General features: G+C 68.3%; 11 protein-coding genes. 6 read left to right on the top strand and 5 right to left on the bottom strand.

From position 1 onward, the window contains the following. Positions 1-42: 42 nt before the first annotated feature. The 3 genes from B1818_RS18440 to ettA all read right to left on the bottom strand — a co-directional run bounded on the left by B1818_RS18440 (position 43) and on the right by ettA (position 8820). Entirely contained in the window at positions 43-2304 is a 2262-nt protein-coding gene (locus B1818_RS18440) for a molybdopterin-dependent oxidoreductase (RefSeq protein ID WP_078113586.1), read from the bottom strand. Positions 2305-2372: 68 nt separating this feature from the next. Next, positions 2373-7106, bottom strand: a complete 4734-nt coding sequence (locus tag B1818_RS18435; protein ID WP_078113585.1) for an NAD-glutamate dehydrogenase — start codon at positions 7104-7106, stop codon at positions 2373-2375. 40 nt (positions 7107-7146) lie between these two features. Next, the gene (gene ettA, locus B1818_RS18430) at positions 7147-8820 is read right to left on the bottom strand and encodes an energy-dependent translational throttle protein EttA (RefSeq protein WP_065629023.1); all 1674 of its coding nucleotides are present in this window, start codon (positions 8818-8820) and stop codon (positions 7147-7149) included. Between the two features lie 270 nt (positions 8821-9090). Here ettA and B1818_RS18425 point away from each other — a divergent pair, with 270 nt between their 5' ends. Genes B1818_RS18425 through B1818_RS18405 form a run of 5 tightly spaced genes read left to right on the top strand, consistent with a single transcriptional unit; the run spans position 9091 to position 14077 of the window. Next, complete coding sequence (locus B1818_RS18425; RefSeq protein WP_078113584.1) at positions 9091-10083, top strand: glycoside hydrolase family 26 protein; 993 nt, start codon at positions 9091-9093, stop codon at positions 10081-10083. After that, on the top strand, positions 10080-11312 hold the full coding sequence (locus B1818_RS18420) for a PP2C family protein-serine/threonine phosphatase (protein WP_078113583.1): 1233 nt from the start codon (positions 10080-10082) through the stop codon (positions 11310-11312). The genes B1818_RS18425 and B1818_RS18420 overlap by 4 nt, the downstream gene beginning before the upstream one ends. Continuing rightward, entirely contained in the window at positions 11309-13285 is a 1977-nt protein-coding gene (locus B1818_RS18415) for a glycosyltransferase family 2 protein (protein ID WP_078113582.1), read from the top strand. Before B1818_RS18420 ends, B1818_RS18415 begins: the two co-directional genes overlap by 4 nt. After that, positions 13285-13623, top strand: coding sequence for an STAS domain-containing protein (locus tag B1818_RS18410; protein WP_058250027.1), 339 nt, complete (start codon positions 13285-13287; stop codon positions 13621-13623). The genes B1818_RS18415 and B1818_RS18410 overlap by 1 nt, the downstream gene beginning before the upstream one ends. A 40-nt stretch (positions 13624-13663) precedes the next feature. Continuing rightward, positions 13664-14077, top strand: coding sequence for an ATP-binding protein (locus B1818_RS18405; protein WP_058250026.1), 414 nt, complete (start codon positions 13664-13666; stop codon positions 14075-14077). 32 nt (positions 14078-14109) lie between these two features. Here the strand turns inward: B1818_RS18405 and B1818_RS18400 are convergent, their stop codons facing one another. Beyond that, a complete protein-coding gene (locus B1818_RS18400) occupies positions 14110-14538 on the bottom strand; it encodes a single-stranded DNA-binding protein (protein ID WP_058250025.1) in 429 nt (142 codons plus the stop codon). 159 nt (positions 14539-14697) lie between these two features. Here B1818_RS18400 and B1818_RS18395 point away from each other — a divergent pair, with 159 nt between their 5' ends. Further along, the gene (locus tag B1818_RS18395) at positions 14698-15282 is read left to right on the top strand and encodes a chorismate mutase (RefSeq protein WP_058250286.1); all 585 of its coding nucleotides are present in this window, start codon (positions 14698-14700) and stop codon (positions 15280-15282) included. Between the two features lie 13 nt (positions 15283-15295). Here the strand turns inward: B1818_RS18395 and B1818_RS18390 are convergent, their stop codons facing one another. Further along, entirely contained in the window at positions 15296-17320 is a 2025-nt protein-coding gene (locus B1818_RS18390) for a cytochrome c oxidase assembly protein (protein WP_078113581.1), read from the bottom strand. Positions 17321-17382: the final 62 nt, after the last annotated feature.

Raw genomic sequence — 17382 nt, 5'->3', positions numbered from 1 at the left:
GCGCGGCCACCCCGGCCCAACCCTACGCACTACCCGACCCGGTCAAGCAGGCGCGATCTCCACCGGCAGACCGTTGAGGACGACGGTCCCCGAGAGCGGGTCCAGCAGGGCGCCGTCGTTCAGGTCGTTCACGTTCACACCCGGCTCGGCGGCAGCGACGCCCAGTCTGATGCCGTCGACATCATGACCCCACCCGTGCGGCAGCGACGCGACCCCGGGCCGGATGTCGGTGGTGATCTCGACGGGAACGGTCAGCGAACCGCCCGCACCACGGACCTTGGCGACGTCGGAGATGCCGAGTCGGTCGGCATCGTCGGGATGCATGAGCAGGGTGCAGCGATTGGTACCGCCGGTGAGGGCCGGGAGATTGTGCATCCAGCTGTTGTTCGACCGCAGGTGGCGGCGGCCGACCAGCAGCAGGCTGCCGTCGGCGGCCGGCGCCGGGTCGCCCCCGGCGTCCACCGCTGCGCTCAGGCGTGCGAGGTCGCCGATGAGCGGGTCGGGAGCGAGTTCGATCTTGCCGGATGCCGTGCGGAGCACCCCGGGCAGGCGCGGCCGCATCGGCCCCAGGTCGATGCCGTGCGGCGCGGCCAGCACATCCGCGAACGTGAGGCCGTTGCGCGCGCCGAAGGCGTCGCCGTACGCCCCGAGGCGGAACAGCATGTCCAGCCGACGCTGGTGCCCGGGCGCGTCGGGCAACTTCGCGACGAGCGAGGCGACGTCACGGCCGGCGACGGGCGAATAGGGGTCGGTGACCTCCTTCGACAGAGTCGCCGCGATGACCTGTTCGTCGACGAGCCCCGGGTCGGCGTCGACCCCGGCCCCGGACAGGCCCATGATCAGCCGGCACACGATCTCGATCTCGTCGGGACGGCCTGCCGGCAGCGGTAACACGGGCGGCGAGTAGCGGGCGGTGGCCCGGACCGCCAGGTTGTTCAGGATGGCATCGAAATGCGGACTCTGCGACGGGCGCGGCGGCGGCAGCACGACGTGTGCGTGCCGCGTCGTCTCGTTCAGATAGGGGTCGACGCAGACCACGAACTGTGCGTCGTCGAGTGCGCGTCCCAGTCGTGCGCCGTTCGGCGCGGACAGGACGGGGTTACCCGACACCGTCACCAGCGCCCGCAACCGCCCCTCGCCGGGCGTCTCGAACTCCTCGGCCATCGCGACGGCGGGGAGCTCACCGCCGACCTCCGCGTGACCGGAAACCCGGCTGCGCCACCGCCCGGTACGGAACCCCCGGCCCGCACGGGCCGGGCGGGGCGACGGAGCGGTCGGTGCGAGCGGGAACATCACTCCCCCGGGCCGGTCGAAGTTGCCGGTGAGGATGTTCACCACGTCGATGAGCCAACTGCCGATGGTCCCGAATTGCACTGTGGTGGTGCCCATCCGGCCGTAGACGGCGGCCGATTCCGACGCGGCGATCGACCGGGCGAGAGCCCGGATGTCGGCGGCCGCCACACCACAGAACGAGGCGACCCGTTCGGGAGTGTAACCGCTCAGCTCGTCGCGCAGCGCCTCCACACCGAGGACATGCGCGGCGATCCCGCCGAGGTCGTCGGCGACGAGATCCTCGTCGAACAGGCACTGCACCACCGCGCACAGCAGCGCCGCATCCGTTCCGGGACGCGGCGCGATGTGGGTGTCGGCGAGCTTCGCCGTGCGGGTGCGTGCCGGGTCGATGACGGTCAGGCGGCCGCCCCGGCGGCGCAGCGCGGTCAGTTTCCCGGGGAAGTCGGCGGCGGTGGTTACACTGCCGTTGGAGACCACCGGGTTCGCACCGATGATCACGAGATGATCGGTGCGGTCGAGGTCCGGGACGGCGAAGGTCCCGGCATGACCGACGAGGTAACCGGTGGCCGCCTGCTTCGGCATCTGGTCGAGGGTGCTGGCGCTGAACACGTTGCGGGTGCCGAGTGCCCGGATGAGCAAGGGCGCGTATATCGTGCCGGCGACGGTGTGCGCGGACGGATTGCCGAGGTAGAAGCCGATCGACTCGCCGCCGGAGGTCGAGATCACCTCACGCAGCCCGTCGACCGCAGCGGTCAGCGCTGTGTCCCAATCGGTTTCGACGAGCCGACCATCGCGCCGGATGAGCGGACGGTCGAGACGATCGGGATCGTTGTCGAGCTGGGCGAAACTCGCACCCTTCGGACACAAGTAGCCGGCACTGAACACGTCGTCGGCGTCACCGCGCGCGGCGGTGACGATCTCACCGCCGGTCGTGCGGTCCCGGCCGATGGTGAGGGTCAGACCGCAGGTGGCCTCGCAGAGCGGGCAGATGCGCGGTGCGGTTCGGGTCATGTGCTCAGGCTAGGCGCTCGGCACACCTGACTGCGACGGATTCGACGACGGCAGCCGTCGCCTGCGCATCAGCGGATCACGCTCCGCAGCTGCCGGGCCGCGACGGAGAGCGTGGCCAGATCCGCGGTCCCGGTCTCCTCGATCTCCCGGAGCACGCTACGTACCCGGCTCAGCCGGTTCGACCGCGAGGACTCCCACTCGGCGATCTTGTCGGCCGTGCTCTCGCCGGGTTCGCTGACCTCCAGGATCCGCAGGGTCAGCGCACGGAGCGCACCGTGCATGTCGTCACGCACTGCCAACCGGGCCAGCGCATGCCATCGATCGCCGAATTCGAGTCCCGACACCGCCGTGAGCAGCTGTTCGAGACCGAAGTGCTCCATCACCCCGAAGTAGAGGTCGCCGACCTCGCCGGCGTCCCGGTCGGCGATCTCGGCCGCGTCGATGATGTCGAGCAGACAGAAGCGGTGCAGGCTAGCCGCGACGGTGTGGGCGAGGTCCTCGGGAACGCCGTGCTCGATGTAGGTGTCGGCGCGCTCGGCGACATCGCGTGCCGAACTCGGCCCGTACCAGTCGTCGATGACCTCGGACAGTGCTGCCACCCGCTCGCCGTAGCGGGTGATCTCGGCGGCCATGGCCAATGGTTGCGGCCGGAAGGCGAGCAGCCACCGCGAGGCGCGGAACAGCAGACGGCGCGCGTACAGCATCATCTCGTCGACGGCCTCGACCGGAGCCGGTGCATGCCGGATGCCCTCGAACACCTCATTCATGCCGAAGACCTTGTTGGACACCACATACGCGCGGACGCCCTCCTCGGTACTGCAGCTGCTCCCCTCGCTCAACCGGAACAGGTGGGTCATCCCGGCGTGGTCGATCACGTCGTTGACGAGGGTCGTCGCCACGATCTGACGCCGCAACCGGTGTCCGCTGATCGCGTCGGAATGCTCGGTGCGCACCGCGTCCGGGAAATAGCGCGCGACGCGGGGTGCGAACACGTCGTTGTCGGGGAGGTCGGTGGCGAGCAGGTCGGATTTGGACTCGAGCTTGACGTGCGCCATGAGCGTCGCGAACTCGGGCGACGTGAGACCGCGGTGGAGCTCGCCGCCGACCCGCTTGCGCAGCTCGCGCGGCTCGGGCAGCGCCTCCAAGCGTAGGTCGACGCCACGTTTGGCGGCGAGGTGTTCGAGCATGCGGGCGTGCACCTCCACCCGCAGCAGCTCGAATGTGCGGCAGAATCCGAGCTCGGAGTTCTGCGAGATGTTGTCGGCGAGAACGAGTTCGGCGACCTCGTCGGTCATCGACTCCAGCAGGGGGTCGCGTTCGTCGGCGTCGAGGCCGCCCGCCGAGACCGCCGCGTCCAGCAGGATCTTGATGTTCACCTCGTGGTCGGAACAGTCGACCCCGGCCGAATTGTCGAGGGCGTCGGTGTTGATCCGGCCCCCGGCGAGGTCGAACTCGATGCGACCGCGTTCGGTGACCCCGAGGTTGCCGCCCTCCCCGATCACCTTGGCACGCAACTCGTTCCCGTCGACGCGGATCGCGTCGTTGGACTTGTCGCCGACACTCGCATGTGATTCGGTCGACGCCTTCACGTAGGTCCCGATGCCGCCGTTCCACAGGAGGTCGACCGGAGCGAGCAGGATCGCGCGTATCAATTCGGGGGGTGAGAGTTCTGTCGTACCGTCTTCCATGCCTAGCGCGTCCACCATCTCGGGGGTGATCGGGATCGACTTGCGGTCGCGCTCCCACACCCCGCCGCCGGCACTGATGAGGTCGGTGTCGTAGTCCGCCCACGACGACCGCGAGAGGCCGAACAACCGCTTCCGTTCGGTGAACGACGCCGCCGCCTCCGGATCGGGGTCGACGAAGATGTGCCGGTGATCGAACGCGGCGACGAGCCGGATGTGCTCGCTGAGCAGCATCCCGTTGCCGAACACGTCGCCGCTCATGTCGCCGATCCCGACGACGGTGAAGTCCTGCGACTGCGTGTCGGTACCCATCTCGCGGAAATGCCGCTTGACCGACTCCCACGCGCCCCGGGCAGTGATACCCATGGCCTTGTGGTCGTATCCGGCCGACCCGCCGGAGGCGAAGGCGTCGCCGAGCCAGAACCCGTACGACTTCGACACGTCGTTGGCGATGTCGGAGAACGAGGCGGTGCCCTTGTCGGCCGCCACCACCAGGTAGGTGTCGTCGGAGTCGAGCCGGACGACCCCGCGGGCGGGGATCACCTCCCCGGTCGCGAGGTCGATGTTGTCGGTCACGTCGAGCAGGCCGGCGATGAACTGCCGGTAGCACGCGATCCCTTCCTCCCGCTGCGCCTCCCGGTCCCGCGCGGCGTCACCGGTCGGCGGCGGCGGCCGTTTGACCACGAAACCGCCCTTGGCGCCGAGCGGCACGATCACCGCGTTCTTCACCGCCTGCGCCTTGACCAGGCCGAGGATCTCGGTGCGGAAATCCTCCCGGCGGTCCGACCAGCGCAGGCCGCCACGGGCGACCGAGCCGAATCGGAGGTGCACCCCCTCTACGCGTGGTGAGTAGACGAAGATCTCGTGCAGCGGACGGGGTTTAGGGGTCTGCGGGATGTCGCGCGGACGGAGTTTGAACGAGATGACCGGACAGTGATCGGAGTCCGACGACCCGCCGTCGACGAAGTAGTTCGTGCGGTCGGTCGCCGACAGCACCGCCGCGAACGCGGAGACGATGCGGTCGGCATCGAGGCTCAACACGAGTCCGATCTCCTCGTCGAGCTTGTCGCGTACCCGCTTTCGGCGCTGTTCGTCGGCGGTGTCGGGATCGAACGACGCGACGAACAGGTCGACGAGGCCGCGGGTGATGGCGAGGTGTTGGCCGAGGACGCTGGCGACGTGGGCCGAACTGTACGAGAACCCGCATTGGCGCAGGTACTGCCCGTAGGCGCGCAGCATCGCCGCCGACCGCCAGTCCAGGCCCGACCTGATGACGAGTTCGTTGTAGGCGTCGACGTCCGCACCGGCGAGCCAGATCCGGCGGAACGCCTCGGTGAACCGATCGGCGAGGTCGTCGGCGTGGTCGAGGTCGACGGTCATCCCGGCCGCGAGTTGGACGCTGAATTCGTAGGCCCAGCAGACGGTGTCGTCGAGCCGATGGATCTCGTACGGGTGCTCCTCGAGGACATCGAGACCGAGACTGTGCAACACCGGCAGGACATCGGTCAGTGTCGCCGACGCACCGCAGAGGTACAGCGTGAAGATCCACCGGTCCGGCTCGCGCCCGTCGGTCGCCGTCTCGGCGGCGTCGAGGGTCACGTCGATCTCACCCGGTTCCAGACCGACGACGCGGATGAGGTCGGCGAGGGCCGCATGCGGCTCGCGGAGCTCCTTGTAGTCCTCCGACAACGAGGACAACTGGCGCAGCAGCACGTCCGGGCCGCCGTCGAGTGCCGGGATGTCTTCTGCGACAGCCAGTTCGCGCACCCGCTCGTCCCAACCGCGGATGGCGGCGACCAGCGCCGCCTGCACGCGTGCGTGGGCCGGTGATCCGGTGTCGACCGAGCCGAGTTCGGCCGCCGTCGTCGGGTCGATACAGACCAGCACCTGCAACAGTGCCAACGGCATCTCGCTGACACGCGCCGTGTACTCCAGCCCGGTCCCGTCCACCTCGGCGACGAGCGCGCGCTCGAGGGCGAGACGGGTGGACGTGTTGTAGCGGTCCCGGGGCAGGTAGATGAGGGCGACGGCGGTGCGTCCGTCGAAGTTGGTGCGCAGGAACAGCCGCAGCGACCGCGTCGCCACCGCGTCCAGCATCTCGGTCAGGCGGCGTTCGAGCTCGTCCTCGGTGGACGAGAACATCTCCACCAGCGGATAGTTCTGCAGCAGCTCGATCATGGACTGACCGGCGAAGGAATCCTCCTCGACGCCCGCCTGCGCGAGGACGTCGTGCACCTTGGCGCGCAGGACCGGGACGTCGAGCACCGCCTGATGATTGCCGGCGGAGGTGAGGGTACCCAGGAAACGATGCTCGCCGTCGTGTTCGCCATTCGCATCGAACGTCGGAACCTGCACGAGCACAGGGAAATTGGTGCGCTGGATGCCGGTCGCCACGAACACCCGGCTGACCCGCGGGACCAGCGGACGATTAGTCACCGACGGGAAGTCGCGGCTGATGGAGTCGGTTCGCCACACACCGAGACGGTCGGCGTCCCCGGCGGGCCCGTCCCCGCCCACCCGCACATGGCCCAGCGGGTGGAAGTGGTTGCCGGCGAACCACTCGAGCAGTGCGGCGTACTCACCACGGTCGGCGTCGGAGACTCCGGCCCCCGGCAGCGGCGCCTCGGCCATCCCGGCGGCGCACTCGGCCATCCGAGAGCGCATCGCCGACGCATCGGCGTCGACGTCGATGACCCGCGAGACGACCTCGCGGAGGTCGTCGCGCAGCGGTTCAGGATCGATGCCCGGGTGACGTGCGAGGCCGCAGACCGCGATCCAGGACTCCGGGGTCGTCTCGCCGGAGTCGACGGCGACGAGTGTGCCGTCGGGGTCCCGCTGAACGGGTATCACCGGGTGGTCCATGCGATCGACGGTGAGGTCGTGCGCCTCGACCGTCGCCAGGACGGCTTCGACGAGCATCGGCATGTCGTCGTTGACGACGAGGATCTCGACGGTGCCGCCCTCGCCCGCGGTCACCCCGACGAGAGCCTCTCCGCGGCGGCGGACCCGCGCGTCATCGAGATGTCTGCGCACCCGGTCGGCGGCCGACTCACCTGCCGACCCGTCGGTCCGCGACCTGAAGTAGTGGTCCACCGCGTCCGGAACGAGTGACGTCACATCTGCCGATGCTAGTCACCCGCGCCGGGCGGAACCGGGATTAATCGCGAGTCAGTTTGCGGTGCGTGACCCGGTGCGGGCGGGCGGCGTCGGCGCCGAGGCGATCGACCTTGTTGGCCTCGTAGGCCTCGAAGTTGCCCTCGAACCAGAACCACTGCCCCTCTTCGACGTTGCCCTCCCACGCCAGGATGTGGGTACAGGTGCGGTCGAGGAACCAGCGGTCGTGGCTGATGACCACGGCACACCCGGGGAACTGCTCCAGCGCGTTCTCCAGCGAGCCCAGGGTCTCGACGTCGAGGTCGTTGGTCGGCTCGTCGAGAAGGATCAGGTTGCCGCCCTCTTTCAGGGTGAGCGCGAGGTTCAGGCGGTTGCGCTCACCACCGGAGAGCACCTCCGAGCGCTTCTGCTGGTCAGGGCCCTTGAACCCGAAGGCGCTGACGTAGGCGCGCGAGGGCATCTCGTTCTGGCCGACCTCGATGTAGTCGAGCCCGTCGGAGACGACCTCCCACACCGTCTTCTTGGGGTCGATGTTGGCGCGGCTCTGGTCGACGTAACTCAGCTTGACCGTCTCGCCGACCTTCACCGTGCCCGAATCGGGCTGCTCGAGGCCGACGATCGTCTTGAACAGGGTCGTCTTGCCGACGCCGTTCGGACCGATCACACCGACGATGCCGTTGCGCGGCAGGGTGAACGACAGGTCCTTGATGAGAACCCGGCCCTCGAAGCCCTTGTCCAGGTGCGAGACCTCGACCACGACGTCGCCCAGGCGCGGCGGCGTCGGGATCTGGATCTCCTCGAAGTCGAGCTTGCGGGTCTTCTCCGCTTCGGCCGCCATCTCCTCGTAGCGTGCGAGGCGGGCCTTGTTCTTGGTCTGGCGGGCCTTGGCGCCGGAGCGGACCCAGGCGAGCTCTTCCTTGAGCCGCTTCTGCAGCTTCTGGTCCTTCTTGCCCTGGACCTCGAGACGCTCGGCCTTCTTCTCCAGGTAGGTCGAGTAGTTGCCCTCGTAGGGGTGCAGCTTGCCGCGGTCGACCTCACAGATCCACTGCGCGACGTGATCGAGGAAGTACCGGTCGTGGGTCACGGCCAGCACTGCTCCCGAGTAGTTCGCGAGGAACTGCTCCAGCCACAGCACCGACTCGGCGTCGAGGTGGTTGGTCGGCTCGTCGAGCAGCAGGAGGTCGGGCTTCTGCAGCAGCAGTTTGCACAGTGCGACGCGGCGACGTTCACCACCGGACAGGTGGGTGACCGGCGAATCGGCCGGCGGGCAGCGCAGCGCATCCATCGCCTGCTCGAGCTGGGAGTCGAGGTCCCAGGCGTCGTTGTTGTCCAGGTCCTCCTGGAGCTTGCCCATCTCTTCCATCAGCTCGTCGGAGTAGTCCGTCGCGAGCTGTTCGGCGATCTCGTTGAAGCGGTCGAGCTTGACCTTGATCTCACCCATGCCCTCCTCGACGTTCTCCTTGACCGTCTTCTCCTCGTTGAGGGGCGGCTCCTGCAGGAGGATGCCGACGGTTGCGTCGGGGTCGAGGAACGCCTCGCCGTTCGACGGCTGGTCCAGGCCGGCCATGATCTTCAGGATCGACGACTTGCCCGCGCCGTTGGGTCCCACGACGCCGATCTTGGCGCCCGGGTAGAAGGACATGGTGACGTCGTCGAGGATGACCTTGTCGCCGTGCGCCTTGCGAACCTTCTTCATCGTGTAGATGAACTCAGCCACGTGAAAACTCCTTCGGACCTGCTCGATGCCGTGTGATCTGTCTGCCGCGGACGCGGGGGGTGCGCGCCCGGGCGCACACACAATGGGGACAAGCCTAGTCGCCGTCGCATGCCGGGCGACGGTCCGGTGCGTCTGCGCCGGTTCGGTGCACCGTCTTTCGCGGTTGACGCGCGGGTGGGCAGGTTTGCCGAGAGAATGTCGTGGGGACGAGAACGGGGGAATGGGTGAGCGCCGTGCCGGTGTGCGGCGGCGAGGCGATGGGAGCGGTCGATGGGTGCGGTACCCAGATGGACGATCGTGTCCGTGGTCCTGGGTGTCATGGTCGGGTCGATGGGCGTCGTCGCCTGCGAGCCGGCGCCGCGCGAGTGTCCGCCGACCATCTCTCCCCTGCACGCCCCGGCCGGGGACTGCCTGCGGTTCGGTGTCAGCACCCCGAGCGGCCCGCTCCGCCCGGCCGAGGTCGCCGCGGTCACCGACCTCGTCGGGGTCCGGCCGACCGTCAACCTGTTCTTCGAGGACTTCACCGCGATCCCCCCGATCGCCGCACTCGACGCCGTGGTCGCCTCGGGTGCCGAACCGGTGGTCACCTGGGAGCCGTGGCGCCACCTCGGTGGTGACGACTACGACTGGGGCGCGTTCACGATGTCGTCGATCGTGGCCGGAGCCCACGACGACTACCTGTACCGCTGGGCCGACGAACTCGTCGCCTGGGGCGGGATCGTCTACCTCCGGTTCGCGCACGAGCCGAACGGCGACTGGTACCCGTGGAGCCCCGCCGGCGGGACCTCCCCCGAGCTGTACATCGCCGCGTGGCGCCATGTCCACGACCTCTTCGCGTCCAAGAACGCGACCAACGTGAAGTGGGTGTGGGCCCCGAATGTCCCCCTTTCCGACGACGCTCCGCTGTCACGCTGGTACCCGGGCGACACCTACGTCGACGTCCTGGGGATCGACGGCTACAACTGGGGCGCGGTGCCCGGCCACCGATGGACTCCGCCGGCGGAGTTGTTCGCCGATTCGTTTGCACAGCTTCGTAACTTGTCCTCCGAGAAACCGATACTCGTCACAGAGGTCGGGTCGACAGAAGCCGGTGGTTCCAAAGCCGACTGGATCGCCGACCTGGTGACCTACCTCGACGACGCCGACGACGTCACCGGCTTTGTCTGGTTCGACCACGACAAAGAAGCGGACTGGAGATTGGGCAGCACGGCAGCAGCGGGCGCCGCGATGGCGCACGCACTCGAGAAAGCGGGACTGAGGTGACCCTGGTGGACGCGCACATCGATGCCGACATCGAAGAGGCACGACTGCATTCGATGCAGCAGTTGAACGTACTCGACTCGCCCCCGGAGGATCGGTTCGCGCAGATCACCCGGATGGCGAAAGCCGTGTTCGGCGTACCGATGTCGACGGTGTCGCTGCTCGACCGAGACCGGCAGTGGTTCAAGGCGGTCGACGGCATCGAGCTGCAGAACCTGCCGCGGGAACAGACGGTGTGCCAGGTGACGGTCGCGCGCGCCTATGACCACCCCGACGATCCGGCGCTGATCATCCCCGACGTCTCGAAGGTCCCGGCCTTCGCCGCGATCCCGCAGATCGCCGCAGACGACGGAATCCGCTTCTACGCGGGATATCCGCTGTACGGCCCCGGCGGACATCCCGTGGGGACCTTCTGTCTGTACGACACCCGGCCGCGGGAACTCACCACCGATCAGGAGGCGGCGTTCCGCGAGCTCGCCGCATGGGCGCAGCGGGAGATCGCGAACAGCGACGACCTGGAACGCGCGGCACTGGTGCAGCGTCAATTGCTGCCGCCGCCCCTCGGAGTCGTCCCCGGATGGTCGATCGCGGCGATGTGCCTGCCCGCCTTCGCCGTCGGCGGGGACTTCTACGATCACTACCCCTGGAGCGACGGCCTGGTGTTCACCGTCGCCGACGTCATGGGGAAGGGACTCGGCGCGGCGATCCTCACGGCGACGGTTCGATCGGCGATCCGAGCCGCATCCCGCGCACTCGACGCCGCCGGACATGGTGCGGCCGACGCCGACCTCGCGAAGGTGGTCGAGACGGTGGCCGATCAGCTCGCCGACGACTTCGCCGGCACCGAGACGTTCGCGACCGCGTTCCATGCACGCCTGCACACCGACGAGGGGCAGCTCGAGTACGTGGACGCCGGCCACGGTCTGTCGATCGTCCGCCGGGCCGCCGGAGGTGTGGAGTCGCTCCCCGGGGGCGGTCTGCCGATCGGCATCCTGCGCGACGACACCTGGGACTCCGCCCGGGTCCACCTCGATCCCGGCGACATGGTCGTCATCACCTCCGACGGGCTGCTGGACCTCTTGCCGTCTGGTGACGAGTCGGCGTTGCAGGCACTGTTCGCCGACACCTCGACCCCGTCGGAGGCGTGCTCGATGGTGAGCGAACTGGTCGCCTCACGGCCGCCGATCGACGATGTGACCGTCGTGGCCATTCGTCGAGACGATGCGGGATGAGCGAGAGCGTCGAGGAGGCCACACTCGCACGCACGGCCCCGTCGCCGTGGCTGCGGCTGGTGATCGTCGCCGCCGCGATCCTCGGGATCAACTACATCGTGTGGCGCTGGCTGGCGTCGGTGAACTGGGACGCGTGGTGGATAGCGGTTCCCCTGGTCGTCGCCGAAACGTACAGCCTGATCGACTCATTGCTGTTCGGGCTGACGATGTGGCGACTGCAGCATCGCCCCGACCCACCTCCCCCGCCCGAGGGCGCCACCGTCGACGTCTTCATCACCACCTACAACGAACCCCTGGATCTGGTGATGAAGACCGCCGTCGCGGCGAAGGCGATCACCTACCCGCACACCACGTGGATCCTCGACGACGGTGATCGACCCGAGCTCGCCGAGGCCGCGGCCCAGGCAGGCATCGGGTACATCACGCGATCGTCGAACTGGCTCGACAAACCACGACACGCCAAGGCCGGCAACCTGAACAACGCCCTGATGCAGACCGACGGCGAGTTCCTCCTCATCCTCGACGCCGATCAGATCCCCGAACCGCAGATCCTCGACCGCACGCTCGGCTACTTCCACGACGACAAGATGGCCCTCGTCCAGACGCCGCAGTATTTCGTGAACGTGCCGCCCGGGGACCCGCTCGGCAGCCAGGCTCCGCTGTTCTACGGGCCGATCCAGCAGGGCAAGGACGGGTGGAACGCCGCGTTCTTCTGCGGATCCAACGCCGTGCTGCGCCGGGAGGCGCTGATGCAGCTCGGCATCACCCAGTACGTCTCCGCCGTCTCCGACGGCATCGATCGCGCCCTGCGCACCGCGCGTTCTGTCCTCAAGTCGACGCGCAAGCAGGTCGGGAAAGACAACCCCACCGCCTCGGCCGCGCTCGACGCCGTCGACGAGGCCGTGAAAGACGCTCGCGCGCAGCTGAAGAAGAAAGAGCCACTGGCCGAGATCACCTATCGCTTCCAGGCGCGCGTCGAGGAGGCGGCACGCGGGCTCGTCGACGCCGACGTCGAGGCCATGCGCGCCGACCTCGAGGCCATCGAGGCGCTCACCGAGCTGAGCGAGCAGGAAGCCGGTGCCGGCGCCGTCGACTACGACGCACTCGCGGTCCTCGCCGAGCGCGAGTGGTCGCCGCTCGGCGCCATCGAATCCATCCGCGCCATGGTCGCGGCGGTCGACGTCGGGCGATCCGACGAGGCCCAGCCCATGCTGCCCCTGGCCACCATCTCGGTGACCGAGGACATGGCGACCTGTATGCGGTTGCACGCCCTGGGCTGGAACTCCGCCTATCATCACGAGAATCTTGCCTTCGGCCTGGCGCCGGAGGACCTGAAAACCATGGTGACGCAACGGCTTAGGTGGGCGCAGGGCACGATCCAGGTGATGCTGCGGGAGAACCCGCTGGTACAGAAGGGCCTCACCCTCACCCAGCGACTCATGTACTGGGCGACGATGTGGAGCTACCTCGCCGGTTTCGCGGCCATCGCCTACATCGCGGCACCGGTGGTCTACCTGGTGCTGGGCATCCTGCCGGTCGAGGCCTACAGCTGGGACTTCTTCCTGCGGCTGATCCCGTTCCTGGTGGTCAACCAGATACTGTTCCTGGTGGTGGCACGAGGCACGCCGACGTGGCGCGGCCAGCAGTACAGCCTCGCTCTGTTCCCCGTCTGGATCAAGGCGTGCACCACCGCATTTCGCAACGTCTACATGAACCGTCCGCTCGGTTTCGCGGTGACCCCGAAGACCAAGCAGTCGCAGGATGCGTTGCCCTGGCACATCGTTCGGCCACAGCTGATCGCGATGGCGTTGCTCGTGGTGGCCTCGGTCATCGGTATCGTGCAGCTGTACCGGGGCGCCGTCTCCGTTCTCGGCGTCGGCGTGAACCTGTTCTGGGTAGTGTTCGATCTGGTGATCCTGAGCGTTGTCATCACCGCGGTGCGGTACCGCGGTCCCGATGAGGAAGGGCAGTGATGGCGAATTTCGCAACACGTAGCGTCGACGGCGGCGCCGTGGCGATCCGGCCCGAGGGCCGGCTCAACATGGTTGTCGCCCCGCGACTCCGAGACCAGTTGCACGAGTTGGTCGGGTCCGGTTCGGCCCGGATCGTCGTCGACTTGTCCGGCACCGACTTCATCGATTCCTCGGGCCTGGGCGCACTCGTCTCCGGGTTGAAGGTGGCACGCCAGGCCGGCGGCGACCTCCGGATCGCGGCCCCGACGCCGCAGGTGGTCACCGTCCTGGAGTTGACCAATCTCAATCGCGTTCTGCGCGTCCACCCGTCGGCCGACGACGCCTTCGACGGGGCCTGACGGGACCCGTCCCACTCACCCAGAGATCGAGGACCCGGCGATGACCGAGAACACCGCGACCCGCACCCTCGAGGAGATCACCTCGCTCGAGACCATGGACCACATCCACGCACTCCTCGCCGATCTCCTCGCGGAGTGCCCCATCGACGACATGGACGCGATGCAGTTCGAGCTCGCCGTGGCCGAGATCGGCGCCAACATCATCGAACACGCCGGGGACGGCGCAACCGTCACCCTGTGCCTCGAGCTGGAGGTCGCACCGGACCGGATCGAAGCCCGCTACTCCGACGACGGCAGTCCCGCCCGCGTCGATCTCGACGCCGTGAGCCTGCCCGACGACTTCGCCGAGCGTGGCCGCGGCCTGGCCATCGCGATCAACGTCCTCGACGAACTCGCCTATCGTCGTGCCGACGGCAAGAACCACTGGCGACTGGTCCGGAACCGTTCGGACTGAGTCGTAATCGGCTCAACCCCACGATCGTGCGTTCACGCCGCCGACTCGCGGGTCTCGGGCGCGGTTGCGACGACCGGCGCGTCGGCCGCGCGCCCCTGGGCGGGCGTGCCCCGATAAGTGACGACGCAGCGACTGAGGTCGAGTCCGACGGCCACGGCCGTCATCTCGAGATCGGAGCGACGTGAGCCGTCCGCCGACGGGTACTCGTTGGTCTTGATCTGACCGTGCGCGATCACCGGTCGACCCTTGGCGATCGCCAGGCCGACCCCGGTCAGCAGGCGCCGCCAGCAGCTGACCGTCAGGTACAACGTGGGTCCGTCCGACCACTCGCCGGTGTTCTTGTCGATCCGCCGCGAGGTGCACGCCACGCGGAAGGAGATCACGTCCTCCCCGGTGGTCGTCTGCCGCCGACGGGGATCGGACACTACGGTTCCGATGACGGTCGTGTACGTCTCAAACATGGTCGTCTCCTACGGTTGTCGGCCACGGGAAGGTGTGGCCGCACCAGCATCACCCGCAGCGGGGCCGTCAACCGTCGAGGCCGCACGACTGTGGAGAACTCGACGGGTTACCCACAGATCGCGATGCACCTGACGCTCGCCGCCCATACACTTCGCAGGGTGCGCATCCGAAGGCTCCTGGTAGGTCTCATCGCAGCGGCAACAATGCTGGTTGCCCCGCCCCTCGCAGGCGCTGCGCCGGTCGCTTCGCCGACATTGACCGGTCTGACCGAGGCGATCGCGGGCCGGCTCGCACTGGCCGACACCGTCGCCGCGACGAAATGGGCGTCCGGCGCGGCCATCGACGACCCAGCGCGCGAACAGGTGGTCCTCGACACCGTGTCGCAGCTGGCCACCGACCGCGGTCTCGACCCCGCCTACGTACGCGGTGTGTTCCGCGATCAGATCGAGGCTAGCAAGACCGTCCAACGCGGACTGTTTGCGCTGTGGCGGCTGCCCGGGCAGACTGCTCCACCTGCGACGTCCGATCTCGGTCCGGTCCGGACCGCGATCAACGAGTTCACCGTGGCCATCGTCGATGAGCTCGCCGCCGCAGGCGAACTCGTGACGAGCTTCCGGTGTCCCCCAGAGCTGATCACTGCGACCGGCCGCACCGCTGCCGATTTCGGCTTCGATCCCCTGCACACCGGCGCCTTGATCCAGGCCGGGTCGTCGGTCTGCACGGTGTCGACGGGGTCCGGCTGAGACCTGTTGCCGCTCAACCGCGCTTGTTGAGTTCCTTCAACATCTCGTTGTAGCTGCCGAGGTCCGCGTCGTGGTCGCGGTCCGCGTTGCGGTCGAAGCGTCGCGCCAGCTTCGTATCGCTGCGCTGCCACTGCACGAACAGCGCGAGCAGGACCACCACCAGGGGGATCTCGCCTGCGGCCCAGGCTATTCCGCCCCCGACACGTTGGTCGTCGAAGAGTCCGTAGTTCCACGGGAGATTGAGCCCGCGGTAGTAGGTCTCGGCGATGACCGCGGTCGTCATCATGAGGGCGATGCCGAAGAACGCGTGGAACGGAATCGAGGCCATCACGAGGCCCAGCTTTGCCACGGGTGACACCTGACGCGGGGCCGGGTCGATGCCGATCACCAGCCAGTAGAAGAGGTAGCCGCTGATCAGGAAGTGCAGATTCATCAACAGGTGCGCCGCGTGGTACTGGACCACGGACTCGTACAGACCGCCGAGATAGAGAACGTAGAAGCTGCCGACGAACATGACCGCGGCGATCAGCGGATGCGTCAGGATCCGGGACGGCGCCGAGTGCACGCCCAGCTGAATCCACTCGCGCGGGCCCGGCGGATTGCCCCGACCGGCCGGCGGCAGTGCCCGCAGGGCGAGCGTGACCGGGCCACCGAGCACCAGCAGGACCGGCACCATCATCGACAGCAGCATGTGCGCGATCATGTGGATGCTGAACATCGCCGGGGCGTAGCGGCCCAATCCCGATGACGTCGCCAGCAACAGCAGCAGACACCCGAGGAGCCACGCGACGGTGCGACCGACCGGCCAGGCATCACCCCGGCGCCTCAGGCGGATGACTCCCCGGAGATACACGACGGCGAGCACGATCGCCGCGAGCCCGAAGATCAGGTCGAAGCGCCACTCGGTGAGAAGGCGGACGAACGTCGGCGGCCCGTCGAGGTCGTAACCGATCGCGTTCTCGGTCGCCGAGATCTGGGTGGTGTCCACGAGTGGAGGCGGCGTACGGCTCAGGCCGACGGCCAGGCCGAAGGTCGCGGCGAACACGGCGAGTTCGACCAGTCCGAAGCGGACGAACAGCGACGGCTTGTCGTCGGCGTCCAGTTGGGCGATGGTGACACGACGATGCCACGCGCCGAGTCCGCCGAGCACGACCAGGGCCACCACCTTGGCCACGACCAGACGGCCGTAGGTGTCGGTGAACAGGTCGCCGAGCGGCACCCGCACCAGGGCGTTGACGACACCGCTGGCCCCCACGACGAGGATGCACCAGAACGCGACGCGCGAGAACCGGCGCACCGCCAGGGCACGCCATCGTCCGTCGGCGAGGGCGTAGACCACGACCGCGGCGAGACCGCCGAGCCACAGGGTCGCGCCGATGATGTGCAGAATCAGGCTGTTGGTGGCGACGTCGTGGTTGCCACCCGACGAGGAGTGGCCCGCGAGCGCGGACGGCATCAGGCTGAACACGGAGAACGCGATGACCGCGATGGTCGGACCCCAGTGCAGGGTCATCCGGGCGATGATGGCCGCGACCAGTGCGAACACCGCGGTCCAGAACCAGGTGCGCACCTCCGCGACCTGGCCGTAGGCGGTCAGCAGGTTCGCCGGGCGGATCGCCTCCGCCAGCGGCGCCCCACTGACCTCCGACGCCGAGAACGGCATCAACAGCAGAGCGGAGACCGACCACGTCAGCGCGCTCGCCGCCGCGATCCGGATGGCGCGGTAACCCCCGACGTCGAGGACGCCGCTCGCCTGGGGCGGCACGAAGAACGCGGCGAACACGGCCGACCCGAGCGCGATCGCCGCGGCGAACTCGCCGATCGCGGTCAGAGCAGGTGCGCCGTAGGTGGTCAGCGGCCCCGGATCGGGCACACCGGTCAACCGGAGCGCCGACGCCGCGGAGATCGCGGTGACGGCGACGGCGACGATCGCGGCGAGCCAACCCGATGCCCACAGGATCGCGGTGACGACGCCGCGCGGTTCGTTCATCGCGTCGCGATGCTGCTCCGCGGAGGCGGGCGTCGACGTGCGGGTCATCCTCCAACTGTAGGACCGGCCACTGACGTGATCCCAATTCGACGTGGCCCGCCGTGGCGCAC

The sequence above is a fragment of the Gordonia sp. IITR100 genome, assembly GCF_002009645.1.
GTDB classification, from domain to species: Bacteria; Actinomycetota; Actinomycetes; order Mycobacteriales; family Mycobacteriaceae; genus Gordonia; species Gordonia hongkongensis.
Note: the sequence above shows the minus strand (reverse complement) of the source record. Positions and strands in the feature narration are given on the sequence as shown.

Coding starts and splice junctions, on each gene's coding strand:
- B1818_RS18415 (WP_078113582.1), top strand. CDS start 11,309: ATGAGCGAGAGCGTCGAGGAGGCCACACTCGCACGCACGGCCCCGTCG.
- B1818_RS18410 (WP_058250027.1), top strand. CDS start 13,285: ATGGCGAATTTCGCAACACGTAGCGTCGACGGCGGCGCCGTGGCGATC.
- B1818_RS18400 (WP_058250025.1), bottom strand. CDS start 14,538: ATGTTTGAGACGTACACGACCGTCATCGGAACCGTAGTGTCCGATCCC.
- B1818_RS18390 (WP_078113581.1), bottom strand. CDS start 17,320: ATGACCCGCACGTCGACGCCCGCCTCCGCGGAGCAGCATCGCGACGCG.
- B1818_RS18405 (WP_058250026.1), top strand. CDS start 13,664: ATGACCGAGAACACCGCGACCCGCACCCTCGAGGAGATCACCTCGCTC.
- B1818_RS18425 (WP_078113584.1), top strand. CDS start 9,091: ATGGGTGCGGTACCCAGATGGACGATCGTGTCCGTGGTCCTGGGTGTC.
- B1818_RS18440 (WP_078113586.1), bottom strand. CDS start 2,304: ATGACCCGAACCGCACCGCGCATCTGCCCGCTCTGCGAGGCCACCTGC.